Origin of the sequence: Haloarcula sp. 1CSR25-25, from assembly GCF_032027985.1 — an archaeon.
Taxonomy (GTDB): Archaea; Halobacteriota; Halobacteria; order Halobacteriales; family Haloarculaceae; genus Haloarcula.
Map to the genome: position 1 here is coordinate 1 of NZ_JAHYBW010000011.1, position 16019 is coordinate 16019.

At 60.4% G+C, this 16019-nt stretch carries 19 protein-coding genes and 1 pseudogene; 17 read left to right on the forward strand and 3 right to left on the reverse strand.

Translation table 11 applies throughout. From position 1 onward, the window contains the following. The first annotated feature begins 129 nt into the window (after positions 1-129). Both KZ498_RS21795 and KZ498_RS21800 read left to right on the forward strand, forming a co-directional pair. Positions 130-396 carry a hypothetical protein gene (locus tag KZ498_RS21795; protein ID WP_312621577.1) on the forward strand — a complete coding sequence of 89 codons (267 nt, stop codon included), beginning with the start codon at positions 130-132 and terminating at the stop codon, positions 394-396. Positions 397-446: 50 nt separating this feature from the next. Further along, a complete protein-coding gene (locus KZ498_RS21800) occupies positions 447-1277 on the forward strand; it encodes an IS5 family transposase (RefSeq protein ID WP_312621578.1) in 831 nt (276 codons plus the stop codon). Between the two features lie 571 nt (positions 1278-1848). Here the strand turns inward: KZ498_RS21800 and KZ498_RS21805 are convergent. Next, positions 1849-2244: a hypothetical protein gene (locus KZ498_RS21805; RefSeq protein ID WP_312621579.1), complete on the reverse strand. Its 396-nt coding sequence runs from the start codon at positions 2242-2244 to the stop codon at positions 1849-1851. 295 nt (positions 2245-2539) lie between these two features. Here KZ498_RS21805 and KZ498_RS21810 point away from each other — a divergent pair, with 295 nt between their 5' ends. From KZ498_RS21810 to KZ498_RS21860, 11 genes and pseudogenes are all read left to right on the forward strand, one after another. Continuing rightward, positions 2540-3466, forward strand: a complete 927-nt coding sequence (locus KZ498_RS21810) for a transcription initiation factor IIB family protein (protein ID WP_312621580.1) — start codon at positions 2540-2542, stop codon at positions 3464-3466. 99 nt (positions 3467-3565) lie between these two features. Beyond that, positions 3566-4452: pseudogene (locus KZ498_RS21815) on the forward strand (hypothetical protein). Between the two features lie 144 nt (positions 4453-4596). After that, positions 4597-4785, forward strand: a complete 189-nt coding sequence (locus KZ498_RS21820) for a hypothetical protein (RefSeq protein ID WP_312621582.1) — start codon at positions 4597-4599, stop codon at positions 4783-4785. Positions 4786-4891: 106 nt separating this feature from the next. Next, positions 4892-5272, forward strand: coding sequence for a hypothetical protein (locus KZ498_RS21825; protein ID WP_312621583.1), 381 nt, complete (start codon positions 4892-4894; stop codon positions 5270-5272). A gap of 67 nt (positions 5273-5339) precedes the next feature. Beyond that, entirely contained in the window at positions 5340-6002 is a 663-nt protein-coding gene (locus KZ498_RS21830; protein WP_312621584.1) for a DUF6735 family protein, read from the forward strand. A gap of 37 nt (positions 6003-6039) precedes the next feature. Next, positions 6040-6324 carry a hypothetical protein gene (locus KZ498_RS21835; protein WP_006183450.1) on the forward strand — a complete coding sequence of 95 codons (285 nt, stop codon included), beginning with the start codon at positions 6040-6042 and terminating at the stop codon, positions 6322-6324. A 61-nt stretch (positions 6325-6385) separates the two neighbouring features. Beyond that, a complete protein-coding gene (locus KZ498_RS21840) occupies positions 6386-7132 on the forward strand; it encodes a helix-turn-helix domain-containing protein (RefSeq protein WP_050051691.1) in 747 nt (248 codons plus the stop codon). A gap of 60 nt (positions 7133-7192) precedes the next feature. Continuing rightward, positions 7193-9598, forward strand: a complete 2406-nt coding sequence (locus KZ498_RS21845; protein ID WP_092635702.1) for a cation-translocating P-type ATPase — start codon at positions 7193-7195, stop codon at positions 9596-9598. Positions 9599-9772: 174 nt separating this feature from the next. Beyond that, on the forward strand, positions 9773-12589 hold the full coding sequence (locus KZ498_RS21850; protein WP_092635704.1) for an aconitate hydratase: 2817 nt from the start codon (positions 9773-9775) through the stop codon (positions 12587-12589). A gap of 360 nt (positions 12590-12949) precedes the next feature. Beyond that, positions 12950-13441 (forward strand): hypothetical protein, encoded by a 492-nt coding sequence (locus tag KZ498_RS21855; RefSeq protein WP_092635773.1) that lies wholly within the window; start codon positions 12950-12952, stop codon positions 13439-13441. Positions 13442-13444: 3 nt separating this feature from the next. Further along, positions 13445-13810, forward strand: a complete 366-nt coding sequence (locus tag KZ498_RS21860; protein WP_092635706.1) for a hypothetical protein — start codon at positions 13445-13447, stop codon at positions 13808-13810. A 24-nt stretch (positions 13811-13834) separates the two neighbouring features. On the opposite strand, the gene KZ498_RS21865 is transcribed toward KZ498_RS21860, so the two are convergent. Both KZ498_RS21865 and KZ498_RS21870 read right to left on the reverse strand, forming a co-directional pair. Further along, on the reverse strand, positions 13835-14260 hold the full coding sequence (locus tag KZ498_RS21865; RefSeq protein ID WP_144800164.1) for a hypothetical protein: 426 nt from the start codon (positions 14258-14260) through the stop codon (positions 13835-13837). Between the two features lie 41 nt (positions 14261-14301). Beyond that, positions 14302-14424 (reverse strand): hypothetical protein, encoded by a 123-nt coding sequence (locus KZ498_RS21870; RefSeq protein ID WP_255409719.1) that lies wholly within the window; start codon positions 14422-14424, stop codon positions 14302-14304. 131 nt (positions 14425-14555) lie between these two features. Here KZ498_RS21870 and KZ498_RS21875 point away from each other — a divergent pair, with 131 nt between their 5' ends. From KZ498_RS21875 to KZ498_RS21890, 4 genes are all read left to right on the forward strand, one after another. Beyond that, complete coding sequence (locus KZ498_RS21875; protein WP_092635708.1) at positions 14556-14951, forward strand: hypothetical protein; 396 nt, start codon at positions 14556-14558, stop codon at positions 14949-14951. 79 nt (positions 14952-15030) lie between these two features. Beyond that, positions 15031-15432 (forward strand): DUF6166 domain-containing protein, encoded by a 402-nt coding sequence (locus KZ498_RS21880; RefSeq protein ID WP_092635710.1) that lies wholly within the window; start codon positions 15031-15033, stop codon positions 15430-15432. A 23-nt stretch (positions 15433-15455) separates the two neighbouring features. Next, entirely contained in the window at positions 15456-15734 is a 279-nt protein-coding gene (locus tag KZ498_RS21885) for a hypothetical protein (RefSeq protein WP_092635712.1), read from the forward strand. A gap of 49 nt (positions 15735-15783) precedes the next feature. Continuing rightward, complete coding sequence (locus KZ498_RS21890; protein ID WP_092635714.1) at positions 15784-16005, forward strand: hypothetical protein; 222 nt, start codon at positions 15784-15786, stop codon at positions 16003-16005. Positions 16006-16019: the final 14 nt, after the last annotated feature.

Consider the following 16019-nt stretch of genomic DNA (forward strand, 5'->3'; position numbering starts at 1 on the left):
TCCTGCTGGCATGATATATCTTCCCTCTGTATGCAACACGGAAATTCTATCGAGTACTGTAGGCTGGTCTCAGCGGTCAATTTCCCGATATAACAGGGTGTTATATGTCGTGGCTATCAAAATAATCATATGCCAACAACTGTGGACAACGAGGAAGCCGAACGTTCGCGCACAGAGTTGGCCGGGCTCGCAGCCTTGGGGCTCGCGTACGTGCTCGCCGGTCTGGGGTTGTTCTACGGACTTGCAATCGACTCAATGCAGGTGTTCACCGCTGCAGTAATCGCGATTTTAGTACTGCTGGCTGTTTCGATGGTCATCATTGTACGGAACGAACCACTTGTTTCCCGAGAGAACGTTGTGATTTCAGTCTGTGGGCCTTGTTTAGACGCGGAGTAGAGACTCTGTCTGACGGGTTTTGAAGGAAATGAAGCGGGCGGTTTCGGAGTGTGCCATCGAAACTAGCCCGCTTCACGGCTAGATGCGTCGGTTTGTCTCAAAAGGCTGTCGGGTCACCCCAAAACTCTCCGGTCAAGCGGGGTGACGGCGGGTTCGCCGACTGGGTCATCGTGGGGTTGCACTGCCTCCGCGAGTACCTGGATCACACCTATCGACAGTTGATGGACGTCTTACAAGAGATGCCCGGAGTTCTTGATACGTTCGGCCTATCAACCACCAATCTTCCGGACTTCACCACCGTTTGTGCGAGAAAGCAGACACTCAAAATGAAGGTCTGGCGAGTGCTGCTTCGGCTCTCTGTTTCTATTCACGAACTTGGTGATGTCCAAGCGATCGACGCCACTGGCTTCGGCCGACGTGCGGTCAGTCGTCATTACGGAAAACGTGTGGGATACTACTTCCAGGCCGTGAAAACCACCGCTCTCGTAGATTGCGAGACCAACGTAATCCTCGACGTTCACTGCTCGATGAAGCAGCCGCATGATTCTCAGATCGGCTGGCAGGTGTTGACTAGGAACCTCGATCAGTTGAACACAATCACCGCCGACAAAGGTTACGACTGGGACGACCTCAGGACGGAGTTACGAGGCCACGATATTAGACCAGTGATCAAACACAAAGAGCATTGGAACCTTGACAAAGCACACAACGCGCGGTTGGATGACGACGTGTATCACCGTCGATCGAACGTGGAATCCGCGTTCTTCGCGCTGAAGCAACGATTCGGTGATAGGTTACGGGCTAGAACGTGGTTTGGACAGTTCAGAGAGCTCGTGCTAATGGCTGCCGTGAGAAACATAGAACTAGCTGTGAGGGCCTGAAACCCGTGATCTATCGCGTCTAAACAAGGCTCAGTCTGTGTATTCGTAGCGGTGGCGCTCTTCCTCGGATTGAGTACCTTCACTGCTCTTTCGTATACCGTGCTCGTCGGAGTAATTATTCTCGTCGGCGTAATTATTCCTGGGCTGGTTCTTCAGTATGGGCCGTCAATTGTCAATTGAGATGGTTCACTCAATACCCTGTAACTACCAATTAGAGATTGGTCGATGTTATGGGATGAAACAGACGATGGTGAGTTGAGGGAGGCCTATCGTACATAGCGCTCGTTTGATAGGATCCAACTGTCCTCAGATGCTGCCTGGTCGAACCATTCTCTGTGGCTATATCTTGACGGCTACACTGACTGCGTCTCTGAACGAGTTTTCCGGTACAAATAGACGAGCAGCCCCGGTACTCCCAGGAACCCGTATGTGACCCCGCGAAGTTGCGGCGAGGACAATCCTCGTTTCACCGAATCACGGTACACATAGTACCCGACCGTCGGCCAGAAAATCAAAAGATACAGCCCCATACGAACGAGGAGGCCGTTGTATGCAGTGAGCCAATCCATTCTCACACCGTCGACTGTTGTCGCCGAGCAACACGCCAGATCAGGACCCCGAGCCCGACAGCGACAGCGTAGCCGAGGATGATGGGCGGGTCACGTCCGTTCACGAGCACGTCGTAGAGCACGACGAATCCACCGAGCACACTCCCGACAATCAACCAGAGGAGCTGGCTGCCTTCGGTCTTCGCTTTTAACTCCAAGCCAGTCGCGAGACGGATCCCGACCATTAGGGCTGCCAGCACCGCAGCCGTGAGGAGAGGTAATCCCAGCGCGGTGAGTGCTGATGCCGCAAGCACATCCGTCGACGTGAGAATAAGCGACCATCCAAACAGGCCGATGGCCAGCCAGACGACGCTCCGCCAGAGCTCCTCGTTGATGATTTCGCGCGTATCGGGTTTCATAACGGGAAAACTACGACTTGGGCAACAATAAATGTAGTCTGGTTGGGATTCAGACATCCCGGTCGAGGAGGAGCCAGGGCGACGCGCCCCTTTTTCGCTGGTGTGTAGCGGTCACCGCCACCTCCCACCACCTCCACGGTCCGGGCTGCTCACGGCGCACAGCGCCGTTGCGCTGCCGGGCTTTCGCCACAGCACAAGACCGTGTCGTCGCCGTGCCGCTGGGTGTTTATATGCCCCGTGATGGGTGAGGGGCGTTCCGGGAGGCGCGAGCCGCGTGGTCCCCCTCGTGAGTATCATGGCAACCAGAGAGATCTACGAAACGACGTTCGACGAAGACGTCCAAACCGAGACCGACTCGAATCAGTGTCCCGAGTGCGACGGCCGGGTCACCACCAATGCGATTGAAACCGTCTGCGAGGAGTGTGGGCTCGTCATCGACGAGCAGCGAATCGACCACGGGCCAGAGTGGCGGGCATTCGACGAAGACGAGCGCGAACGGACTGGCGCTCCGTTGACGGCGGCGCGGCACGATCGTGGGTTGTCGACGGAGATCGGCCGTGGGACCGATGCAAACGGGAACAGCCTCTCCGAGCAGAAGCGACGCCGGCTGTTCCGGATGCGCCGTGAACAGACGCGTGGGCGGTTTCAGTCGAAAGCCGAACGCAACCTTGCACACGGACTCAGTGAAGTTCGCCGGATCAGTAGTGCACTCGAACTGTCCGAGACGCTTCGTGACCAGGCCTGCCAGCTCTTCCGGAGTGCCCAGAATGAGGACCTCCTGCAGGGCCGGTCGATCGAGGCGATGGCCGCCGCGAGCGTCTACGGCGCGTGTCGGTGTAACGGGCGACCTCGAACGCTCGACGACATCATCGATTCAGCGCGCGTCGAGCAATCGCGGGTGACGAACGCATACACGACGCTGAATACGGAACTTGGCCTGCCAGCCCAACCCGTGACGCCCAGTGCGTTCGTTCCGCGGTTGGCCTCGGAGCTCGACGTCTCCGATCAAATCCGGCAGCGGGCTCGGCAGTTGGCGGAAGCATCCGAATCGACTGGGGCAACCACCGGGGTTCGGCCGTCCGGGTTCGCTGCAGCCTGTCTGTACAAAGCCGGACGCGAAGACGGGCAATGGCTCACCCAGTCGGACATCGCTGAAGTAGCGAACGTCTCAGTGGTCACCGTACGGACCCACCGCGACACACTGGACGAACTGGCTGTCTAACGCCCACACTGCTGATTTTCGGTTGTATTTTGTTGCCTGATTGATGTGAGAGCCATTGTTTAAATCCGAAGACGAAGCATGATACGGCCAGATCACTCTATGACCGACCAGTACGCCGACTACGAAGCCCTCCGACCGCTCGGCGAAGCAACCCACGTTCCCGACGACCAACTCGCCAGTAGTAGTGGCGAGCCCCGGCGGCAACGCTCTGGTGGCGTCGACGCGGGCTATCCAGACGACCCGACAGAAGGTGAGACCGAGTGCGATTCCTGTGGAGCGTCGATCCCCGCTGGCCAGTCGAAGTGCCGGTTCTGTCTCACGAACCATCTCGAAGCAGCCGACGATCAGGACACATCGACTGCCGAACAGACTCTCCTCCATATCATCCACATAGTCGTTGAGGCGTCGACGTTCTACGGCGCCGTCGGGAAGGGATCTGCTGCGGCCACCCTCCTCGCGAAGGGAGATGATGACCCAGAACTCGATGACTGCAAGCTAATCTACGATCTCGACGAGGAACCGGCCCCACAGCTTGTTGATCAGTGGCCCTCGCTCCCCTCGGCGACACGGGTCACGTCTGAATGTGGTAATCAGCTGCTCGCGGCTGCTCGTGAGCGGACGGCGTGGACAGAGACGACGCAGTCCCGTCACGACGGCGAGCACGCGACGTTTCTCTACGACGAAACGGGAGCGAGGTTCGCACCGAAGCTCGTCTTGCAAGCCTTCGTGAGGATGCAGACGACGACCTCTGGCTGGTGCCAGCGATTGCGCTCCAAGAATCCGTTGACAAGACCGATACCGAACAGCCACGACGCGAGTGCCCAAACAGAACTCACCTCGAGTGTCGAGAGTGTGATCGGGAGACTAAGCATCGATTCCGCGAGTTCGAGGCTGTCCCCGATGACGAGTGGACCGGGCAGCCAATGTGGGGCTGTCAGCGGTGCGGCACGCCACGCTACGGGCCCGAACCCGAAGCCGGTCAGTAAAGACGACGTCAAATTAACCAACAATCCTGGTCTCGGCTCGGAGTTGTTGGTTAACAGAAGCCAGCTCGCGACCACCCGACGATACCTCACCTGCTGACTGCCCGCCGGTGTTTTTCGGCGCCGAGAATTGGCGGAGGCGCACACATGGACCCACGAGACACCCCCGGCTATCGACTCCACCGCGCGCTCAGTAGCCTCACCAGTATCGACAGCGACCAATTGGAGCCCGCTGATCAAGAGCGAATTAGCACCGCGACGACGCTCCTCGAGCAGATAGATTTTCTCACCCAACCGAATACGATGAGGGACGGTGACGTCAACGGAGAATCCTGACAGCTCGACGCGTCGGCAGCGCAACGTCATGTGGCCGTCACAGCGTGAGCAGTTGCTCGCCCCCTGAAGGGGTGCGGGGGCGCGAGACAGCTCCCGAGAACAATCCATGGCAACACTCCAAGCCGCAACGACATCGACCGGCGCGCTCGTATCGGATCCACAGGCAGTCCGCGAGCTCTGTGAGAGCTACTGCTTCGGGACGCTCGACTGGGAGGTGACCGAAGACGGAGAGCTCACCATCTGGGGCTACGACGATTTCGAGGTGTACGCGGCCCGCGAGAACGGCCTCCCCGACTACGACGGTGGCATCGTCACCCATGAGTTCCTCGGAGAACTCGCGGAATATCTCGAAGCCGACGAAGAATTCGACATCCAGACAGCCGGATTTACCAAGTGCCGATTTCCCGTGCTGGCGAAGCGGTACGTCGTTCGCGACGGCGAAGTCCTCCACGCAGACCTCAGTTCCCCCGAACCGATCGACGAGTAGCGTTGTTCGTCCCCCGGGAGGGGTGCGGGGCGATCCAGTCGCGGTCGTCCCGTGAGGTGATTGCTCGATGGGTAACCGCGCACTCGTTGCGTACGAACGGACAGACGGACAGTACACGCTCCACTACTCTCATTGGGGCGCAGCGAACCTCAAACTCAAGCACCGGATTTCGGCTGAATCGCCGTTCGGTGGCGACGACACCGACTCGAAGTGGGCAAAACAGCTGCTGGCGGAGTTGGCCGATGGTCTCGAAGCAGACGCCGTCGACGGCTACCTCGCCGGCGAAGACCGATCGTCGACGGTCGTCGAGCCGAAGCCCCGCGCCACCGGGCTCACCCTCGACGAGATCGTCGCTGACCACCTCGACTACCTCCACCACGAGGCGTTCTTCGTGGTGTCGCCGACGTTCGAGGTGACCGCCTATCGGACGCTGTGGTTCGGGCTCCAGTACGACTCGGAGACAGTCGAACAGGGAGAGACGGTCGGGAACGGCGCGCTCGCGACGGTGCGCTGGTACGACGGCGAGCCGGTCGGCGACGGCCACCTGCAGGGCCAGTTCGCGGCCCTCAAAGACGTCGTCGGCGACATGCTCGACAAGGGCGTCTTCACACCGTCAACGGCGAGACAGTATCTGAAACGGAAGCTCGCTGAGCGGGTCGGAGACCGACAGGAGCTGCTCATTCCGACCGGAGAATCACCCTTCGAGACAGCGAGTCTCGGCAAGCCGTAACACCAATCCCTTAGTGGATATCGGGGGATGTCTAAGTATGTCAAATCAGTCTGAAGATGACGTTCGTGTTTGGCTTGTCGAACGGACGTACTCCGATGACGAGCAGAACCTGATCATCCTCACCTACGCAACACCCGATGGAGAACAGTACTATCGGAAGGAACGCGCACTCACGTCCTTCACCGACGTCCGAGATACGACAGCAGCAGTCGATGCTGAACCCGGCAATCTTGGCATGGTCGATGACCCCGACCTCCAGGAGCAATACGCGGCCGAAGCACAGCGAATGCAGGAAGTTCACGACCCTGACGACGTAATCTGAGATCTACTGGTCGACAACGCTGCAGGCCATGGGTTATGTCGTAGCAGGCCTTAGACGGGGTATGCGCGAACTCGTCTTCGCTCTCGAATACGAGCCCGGCTGCAACAGGGTGGCGGACGCCCTCGCCGACCACCCCGACGCTCGCGTTCGCTCGCTCTCGCTGCACGCCACTGCCGAGCGTCTCTGGCGGGTCGACCATGCCACCGGTACGCCTGAGGCGCTCAACGCCATCGAGGACGCCTTTCTCAACGGCGACTACTACGCTGACTGTCTCGCCACCGAGGACTGCAACGCCACACAGACCACCCGCGTCCTCGACCGCACGGACGACGCGCTCATCCTCTACTCAGATTGGGAGCGCACTCCGACCTGCGCCTCAGTCCCCCACATCGCTCGCGACCACCTCGGCGACGGCGTGCTGTTCGAGACTCGTCACGAGGGCCGCCACTACACGTGGCGACTCATCCACTCCGGCGATGGCGACGTGGCGGCGTTCTTCGACGCTCTCAAAGTCGCCGTCGGGGAGTGCGCCCAGATGGAGATGCTCCGCACAGCGGACACAACATCAGCTAGGGGAAGCGACGGAACACCAAGTGGATTGCCTCCAGCCCAAGAGGCTGCTCTCCAGGCCGCCGTCGAACACGGCTACTACGAATCACCCCGCGAGGTCGATGTTGGAGAACTCGCAGAGCATCTCGACGTGCCACGGTCAACACTCACCTACCGACTCCGTCGGGCGGAAGAACATTTGGCGAAGCAACATGTCGCCGGCGAGCGGGTAGCGGAAGAACGGCTGGCATCCCACTGAGGGCCGTAGTTGGAATATTCCAACAAAGACATATCGAACTCCCGCTCCTACCGTGACGTGATGACAGAGAATCCGGACGCAGCAGGAGGAACGAGCGGCGGCGGACAGCGACGTGAGCTGACCGCCCGCCTCGCCGTTCCCGAGATGGACTGTCCCTCTTGCGCCCAAAAGGTGAACAAGAGCCTCCAGCGTGTCGACGGCATTACTGACGTCACGCTCCAGCCGACCACCGGCACAGCCAACGTCACGTACGACCCTGATCGGACTAGCGAAGCCGACGTCGTCAAGGCGATTGAAGGCGCCGGCTACGAGGTCGTCGGGGGCTCGGACGCCGAGGGCGATGATGAGGACAACCAGGCGGCCGATGGCGTCGACATCGCACCACCATCGGAGGTCTGGACGAGTCCTCGCGCGAAGAAGACGTGGCTCGGCGCGGCGTTCCTCACCGTCGGGCTCCTCTTCGAGTTCTTCCTCGCAGGACAGAACATCGCCATCGCAAGTGTCCTCGAGTACCCGCTCCACATCGCAGATGTCCTGTTCCTCGGCGCCGTCGCGGCCAGTGGCATCCCGGTCGTCCGTAGCGGGTACTACTCCGCGAAGAACCGGAGTCTGGACATCGACCTGCTAATGGGGACGGCCATCATCGCCGCGACCGGTATCGGCTACTTCGTCGAGGCGGCGACGCTGGCCGTCCTATTCAGCATCGCCGAGCTGCTCGAGGACTATGCGATGGACAGGGCACGGGACTCCCTGCGCGAGCTGATGGAACTCTCGCCCGACGAGGCGACCGTCCTTCGCGATGGTGAGGAAGTCACGGTGCCCGCCGAGGAGGTGGAGGTGGGCGAGACCGTGGTTGTTCGCCCCGGTGACAAGATTCCGCTCGACGGGACGGTCATCGAAGGCGAGAGTGCAGTCGACCAGTCGCCGATCACGGGCGAGAGCGTCCCCGTCGACAAGGCTGCCGGCGACGAAGTGTACGCGGGCAGCATCAACGAGGAAGGATACCTCGAGTTCGAGGCCACTTCGGCCGCCTCGGAGTCGACGCTCTCGCAGATCATCGAGATGGTGCAGGGCGCACAGGCGAAGAAGACCGAGTCCGAGCAGTTCGTCGACCAGTTCGCCGGCTACTACACACCCCTCGTCGTCGTGCTGGCAATCCTGACCGCCGCTATCCCGCCGCTGGTTATCGCTGATCCGGTGTCGGTGGACCTAGCCGGTTACGGGTTCACCTTCGCGGGCGACTGGCAGGCGTGGTTCATTCGGGGGCTTACTCTGCTGGTGATCGCCTGCCCGTGTGCGTTTGTCATCTCGACCCCAGTCTCCGTGGTGTCGGGGATCACCAGTGCCGCGAAGAACGGTGTCCTCATCAAAGGCGGCAACCACCTCGAAGCGATGGGCGAGGTGGACGCCATCGCCCTCGACAAGACTGGTACCCTCACCAAGGGCGAACTCGCGGTCACGGACGTCGTAGCGCTTGGCGGTACGAACGACGAGACGGTACTCCAGCACGCGGCTGCACTCGAGCAGCGAAGCGAACACCCAATCGCCGAGGCGATACTCGAACGCGCCGAAAAGGATGCCGGCGATGACGTGCCGAGTATCGAGAAATTCGAGAGCATCACCGGAAAGGGGATCAGCGCAGACATCGACGGCGAGACGTACTATGCAGGCAAGCCCGCCCTCTTCGAGGAGTTGGGTTTCGACCTGTCGCACGCCCACCTCCGTGCCGACGGCGGCGCAGTCGCCGAAGTGGCCCACGAGCAGTGCGAACGCGAGGACTGTGCCGACCTCGAGGACGGCGCGATCTCGCGGTTCGAGAATGAGGGGAAGACGGTCGTCCTCGTCGGCACGGATACCGAATTGATCGGCATTATCGCCATTGCCGACGAGGTGCGGCCGGCCGCCGAACGGGCGGTCGCACGGCTGCACGAACTCGGCGTCGCGCACGTCGTGATGCTGACCGGCGACAACGAGGGGACGGCCCGTGCGATCGCCGAACAGGTCGGCGTCGACGAGTATCGCGCAGAACTATTGCCCGACGAGAAGGTCGATGCCGTGGAGGCGTTACAGGCGGAGTACGGCGACGTGGCGATGGTCGGCGACGGCATCAACGACGCGCCCGCGCTGGCGACCGCTGAGGTCGGCATCGCGATGGGCGCGGCCGGAACGGACACCGCAATCGAGACCGCCGACATCGCGCTGATGGGCGACGACATCAGCAAGCTGCCGTATCTCTACGGGCTGTCGCACACGGCGAACGGCGTGATCCGCCAGAACATCTGGTCGAGCCTCGGCGTGAAGGCCCTGCTTGCACTCGGCGTCCCGCTGGGACTGGTGAGCGTCGCGGTCGCGGTCATCGTCGGCGACATGGGGATGAGCCTCGGCGTCACCGGGAACGCGATGCGGTTGTCACGAATCGCGCCTGAACGCATGGACAGTAAGACTGGCCAAGAAACGGGTGCCTGAACCCATGAACACTAGCGAGGAAGGCAGTGCCACCTTATGCAGAACTGTACCACTCGTCGAACGCGAGAGCAACGAGCTCTCTGAACCCCTTCGGGCAGGTCCAACTGCTCGAATCCCGTCTCCCGAGAACGGGGACAAGAATAACCGTTACTCCGTTTGAAGTATTCCACAATAATGAACCCCTTCAATGCGATCCGCGAGTTCGAAGCCGATGGAACGACCTACAAGATGGCCGACCTCACCGTCCTCGAAGAGGAAGGCCTCTGTGAACTTGATAAACTCCCGGTTAGCATCCGTGTCATGCTCGAATCCGTCCTCCGAAACGCCGATGGGGAGGACATTACCGAGGACGACATCCGTGACCTCGCTGGCTGGCAACCGGACGTTTCCGACGCCGACATTCCGTTCCAGCCGTCCCGGGTCATCCTCCAGGACCTCACAGGCGTCCCTGCCGTCGTAGACCTCGCGGCGCTCCGGTCGGCCGTCGACCGCAAGGACCGCGACCCAACTCTCGTCGAACCCGAGGTGCCCATCGACCTCGTGATCGACCACAGCGTCCAAGTGGACTACTTCGGTAGCGAGGACGCCTACGAGAAGAACGTCGAACTGGAGTACGAGCGCAACAGCGAACGGTACCGGGCACTGAAGTGGGCGCAAAACGCCTTCGACGACTTCAGCGTCGTCCCACCTGGAACGGGAATTGTTCACCAGGTGAACCTAGAGTATCTCGGGCAGGTCGTCCACGAACGCGAGCAGAACGGCGAGAACTGGCTGCTTCCGGACACGCTCGTCGGCACGGACAGTCACACGCCGATGATCGGCGGCATCGGCGTCGTCGGCTGGGGCGTCGGTGGCATCGAGGCCGAAGCCGCGATGCTCGGCCAGCCCATCACGATGAACCTCCCCGAAGTCGTCGGCGTCAAACTTACGGGTGAACTCCCCGAGGGTGCGACAGCGACCGACCTCGTACTGCACGTCACCGAACTGCTCCGGGACGTCGGCGTCGTCGACCGATTCGTCGAGTTCTACGGCCCCGCCGTGGAGACGCTGACCGTCCCTGACCGGGCGACCATCGCCAATATGGCCCCCGAGCAGGGCTCGACCATCAGCATGTTCCCCGTCGACGAGGCCACCCTCGACTACCTCGAACTGACGGGCCGCGACGAGAAACACATCGAACTCGTCCGGAACTACCTGGACGCCCAGGGGTTGTTCGGCGAGCAGAATCCCGAATACACCGAGACAGTCGAACTGGACCTCTCGACAGTCACTCCAAGCCTCGCCGGCCCCAAGAAGCCCCAGTCCCGCGTCGAGATGGGTGACATGCGGGGCCACTTCCGGGAGTTACTCCACGGCGAGTTCGAAGAAGCCCTCGATGAAATCGATGAGGAGGCGCTGGCCCGGTGGCTCGGAGAGGGCGGCAACACCCAGGCCGAGTTGACCGGAGAACCAACCGACGCCGAACGAACTGACGGCGGCGTTCAACAAGCGGGCGACACTGAAAAACAGAATCTGGGACCCCTCACGAAGCGCGCTACAGTGAACCTCGACGGCAACGAAATCGAGATCGGGCACGGGAGCGTCGTCGTTAGCGCCATCACCAGCTGTACGAACACGTCAAATCCGTCCGTGATGCTGGCAGCCGGGCTCCTGGCGAAGAACGCCGTCGAGCGCGGCCTCGACGTCCCGGACTACGTCAAGACCAGCCTCGCACCCGGCAGCCGCGTCGTCACCCAGTACCTCGAAGCATCGGGACTCTTGCCGTACCTCGAAGACCTGGGTTACAACGTCGTGGGCTACGGCTGTACGACCTGCATCGGAAACGCAGGGCCACTCCCCGAACCGATTGAGACCGCGATCGACGAACACGACCTCTGGACGACGAGCGTACTCTCCGGGAATCGGAACTTCGAGGCACGCATCCATCCAAAAGTGCGGGCGAACTACCTCGCCAGCCCACCGCTGGTGGTGGCATACGGGCTGGCCGGTCGGATGGACATCGATCTGGAGCACGACCCGCTGGGGTACGACGAGGACGGCAACCCGGTCTATCTGTCGGACCTCTGGCCGGACAGCGACGAGATCCACGAAGCCGTCCACGACTTCGTCGACCCGTCGATGTTCGAGGAGAAGTACGCCTCCGTGTTCGAGGGCGACGAACGATGGGAGGCGTTGGATGCGCCGACTGGCGAGGTCTACGAGTGGGACGAGGACTCGACGTACATCCGGGAACCGCCGTTTTTCAAGGACTTCCCACTGGAGAAACCTAGCGTCTCCAACGTCGAGGATGCACGGTGTCTGTTGACACTGGGTGATACGGTGACGACCGACCACATCAGCCCCGCAGGACCGTTCGGCTCGGACCTCCCCGCCGGGCAGTGGCTGATGGACCACGGTGTCGAGCCTCACGAGTTCAACACGTACGGTGCCCGCCGGGGCAACCACGAGGTGATGATGCGGGGGACGTTCGCCAACGTCCGCATCGAGAACCAGATGCTCGACGACGTCGAAGGCGGCTACACGATTCACCAGCCGACGGACGAGCAGACGACCGTGTTCGAGGCCAGCCAGCGCTACCACGAGGAGGGGACGCCCCTCGTCGTGATGGCGGGCGAGGAGTTCGGAACCGGCTCGAGTCGTGACTGGGCGGCGAAGGGAACCGACCTCCTCGGCGTTCGCGCAACCATCGCCGAGAGCTACGAGCGCATCTACCGGGACAATCTCGTCGGGATGGGCGTGCTGCCGTTGCAGTTCCAGGACGGCGACTCGTGTGAAGCGCTCGGACTAGACGGGTCAGAAGTCTTCGCTATCTACGGGTTGGACGACGGGCTGGAGCCGATGGCCGAGTTGACGGTGACTGCGGAGCGGTCGGACGGGTCGTCGGTCGAGTTCCCGGTGACGGCCCAGGTCGGGACGCCCGCCGGTGTGCGATATGTTGAACACGGCGGTATCCTGCACTACGTGCTTCGGCAACTTCTGACCGACTCGTGACGCGTTCCGGGTGAAATCGCGTAGGATCGACTGCTTTCAGGTATCTGGTTTTGTATTTGGAACTACTTAGAATCGAAAACAGCAGTACTGTGTTGAGGAGAAGTCCGATTTGGTTGCGATCCTCATTTCATTCCAAACACATTCAGCCGTAAAAGTTCCCTTCTGTTCTAATCAATCACACACCCAATATAGCTCAAGCCACTCATACTACGTTCAGCCATTCACACAGCCTCAGATGCCAATCATCAGTTATGAGTTCTCATGAGAGCCGTGTTTGTTATTGCACCGGCGATGGGTGCCGGCGCAGCAGGAGCGAGCGAGCAATCACTCCCGATGCGTCGGCGTTTCGAGGTGTTCGAGATGCATATGGTGATTTACGCACTGGTAGAGGCATCGACGCACGACGACGCGCTGGTCACCGGAAAGACGGTGTTCGATCGCCTGGTCGGCGCGGACCCACATGCCGGCGCCGTCTTCGACTACTATGTGACCTTCGACGAGGAGGACACGTCCGTTGCGGGGAAGGCACGATGGGGGGAGTTGCCGACGGCAGCCCCCGTCGACTCCGATGACGGCGAAGACCTGCTCGAGCGTGGCTGGGAGGCGACGAAGGAGGAATTCGAGCGTAATCTCGACCGGGTGAAAGAGGCCATCGAGGAGCTCTCCAACGAGGAGATCATGCGCGACGAAGATCTCGCTCGGCACGCGTTCCACCAGGTCGGTGCCTACGACGGGCCAACGATATTCCTGTACAACGAATATGGGAACGGTATCCGTCACCGTGACCACCTGGATCGAGTGCTGGAGGAGAGCGAGGAGCTCTGGATCGTGCCCGCCGACGTCCACTTCTAACAGATGTCCCGGATCACAAATTGGAAGCGCGAGAGCCGCACACCCACACTCGCATACCGGAATACCGAGACCGGCGCTCGGGCTGTCCTACACCGAGCCCCGGACTCGTACCGCTACAAGTGGCGTGGCGCAATCCTCGTCGACGGCTACCCAGTGTGGTCGCGGGGGTACGAGACGAAAGACGCGAACGCGTTCAGGAACGTTCTCCGCGACCAACCTGCTCCCGAGATGAGTTGTCGGGAGTGTCTGGACGGTGACGTGGTCGTCGGTGATAAATCGGCTGACGGTGCGAAGGTCCAGCGCTGGTTCGAGTGTCGGAACTGTGGGTACGAAGCGCCCTCAAGGATCGTGTACGGCGCCGAGCGCTGAGGGGACATCCCCGCCTTTACCGTGCTAAATATCGGTTTCGTCGAGAACTTTTCTATCGGAATTGTTCCGCTGGTCTTCCAGCCAAGTGCCGATATCTGAAGGAGACTTACTATCAAGTGTTCTATTTAATGACTTTGCACGAGAATTGAATGCCTTCTGTTGGAGATTGAACTTGTCCTCGTTATTCTTTTTGAACGTTACCAGCACAAGCGCGATGTTGTGTTCGTCACCGGCAAAGTACCCAGAAAACGCTCTCGCACCGCTACCATTTCTAGGAGACCATTTGAACTGCCATAAATCACTCTGCAGCGGTTTTGCAAAAGCGGCCTCAGGGCGCCAAGCATCAAGAAAATCCGTGATTTGGTTTTCCAGCCGTGTCGCCATATGATTCCCCATCGCATCAAGATTCGTCAGAGCTGGCTCAAAGAACACGACGTATCGTCGGCCCATCTATACGAACAGCAAGCAAACAGGAGTAATAAAGGCGAGTGTTAGAATTCGGCCTCAAACTCGTCTTCGTCAGGCAGCATCTCAAGTGCCTCCTCAGGAGAAACAGCTTCAGGAGACTCATTATCGGCTTCGTCTCCGGCTTCTCCGGCCGTGGGAGCGGACATACAAAACCATACACAGTGTGGTCTGATAAACCTTTGCCAGCAGTACAGCACCAATCGACATCCCTCACGGCGAATGACGTTTATTTGTGGGCCGGGATGGGTGGCCCGTCTCAAGCGGGCCAGATCCACAGATGAGTCTGGAAGTCATCGACCGCCACAGCGAAGCACTGTTCGAGTTCCTCTGGTGTCCGGTCTGCGGGCACGAGATATTCAGTCACATTCCCTTCGAGGGAGTGTTCTGCAAGAACTGCAACACGCAGGTCATCCTCCGGGAATCCAGAGAAGACCGTGGCTACGAGGAGGCTGTGCTCGCGTGCTTCGACACCGACTCGACGTGGAACCTTCACGTCGACGAGAAGTTCCGTCGTGACCTACCCGATGGATCGGCACGGGTGAAAATCCTCGGCGCACCGGGGGCCTACAAAGTCGACTGGTGGAGTCCAGCACCTGGGGAGGATTGGGAGCCGGTCGAGCGTGGTGAATTCGACGACGTGGAGGAACCAGCCGATATCTCCCATCTCGCGTAGGGGCAAGCAGTCCCTGTGACTGTTTTTCACCCCCTGAGGGGTGCGGGGGTGCTCGAACGAGTAGCTCCCGAACAGACCGATGAGTAGACCTAGCGACACACACTCGATTGAACAGACACGCCCAGCGAGCGGCTGCGACATCGTCTACGTCGGGTATCGGCAGAGCGGGCAGGCTATCGTTGAGAAACGTCCCGGCCAAGAACGGCTCACACCAGAACGGAGTCTCGCGCTGGTGAATCACAGTCCCTCGGGATTCGAATGGGGATATGGTGGTAGTGGTCCGGCACAACTCGCGCTCGCACTCCTCCTCGACTACACGGGAGACGAGGCGTTCGCCCTCGACCACTACCAGGCATTCAAAACCGAGGTCGTGAGCCAACTGGACTGTGCTGGGTCTGCTGGACGCTGGCGACTCACCGGGCCCGAGATCGACGCAGTCCTTCACGAAACACCCGGCGAGCCGGCCGCACCGTCCATCTAAATACCAATCACCGAAAGAAATCCATGTCAGAACATACCCAACCATCTCGTACGGATGGCGAATCGGCTGAATCGAGCGAACAGACGACACGAACGGAGTACGTCGAACGAAGTGACGTCGGCGTCTCCCTCACCGTAAAGCTCAAGCGTGGAACCGGTACCAGAGATCAGGACGAGGTAATCGCGAAAGCGAAAGGCAAGACCCTCGAAGACGCTCGCGAGGACATGGAAACCCTCAGAGAATACATCCACGATCTCGCGGAGGACGCTCGCCAGATCCAACCCGAGGAAGAAGACGGGTAACGGCGAGGGGAGTTTTTTGTCGCCTCAGCAGTGGCGGAGGCGATTATCAGTGAGCAATCCAGACGGTCAAACAACAGACGAAGGCGAGCTTTCGCCAGAACAACGGCTCGAGCCATCGAATACGCGACTCATCAACGCTGGTATCGTGACGATCAACGATATGGAGACGCTGCGAGCCTGCGTCGCCTACGAGAACGCGAATCAGCAACGGGTCCAAATCCTCCGCCGGCTTGAACAGCGGGCCAGCGAAATCCGCGCACAAGACGATTGACCCAACGCCCGGAG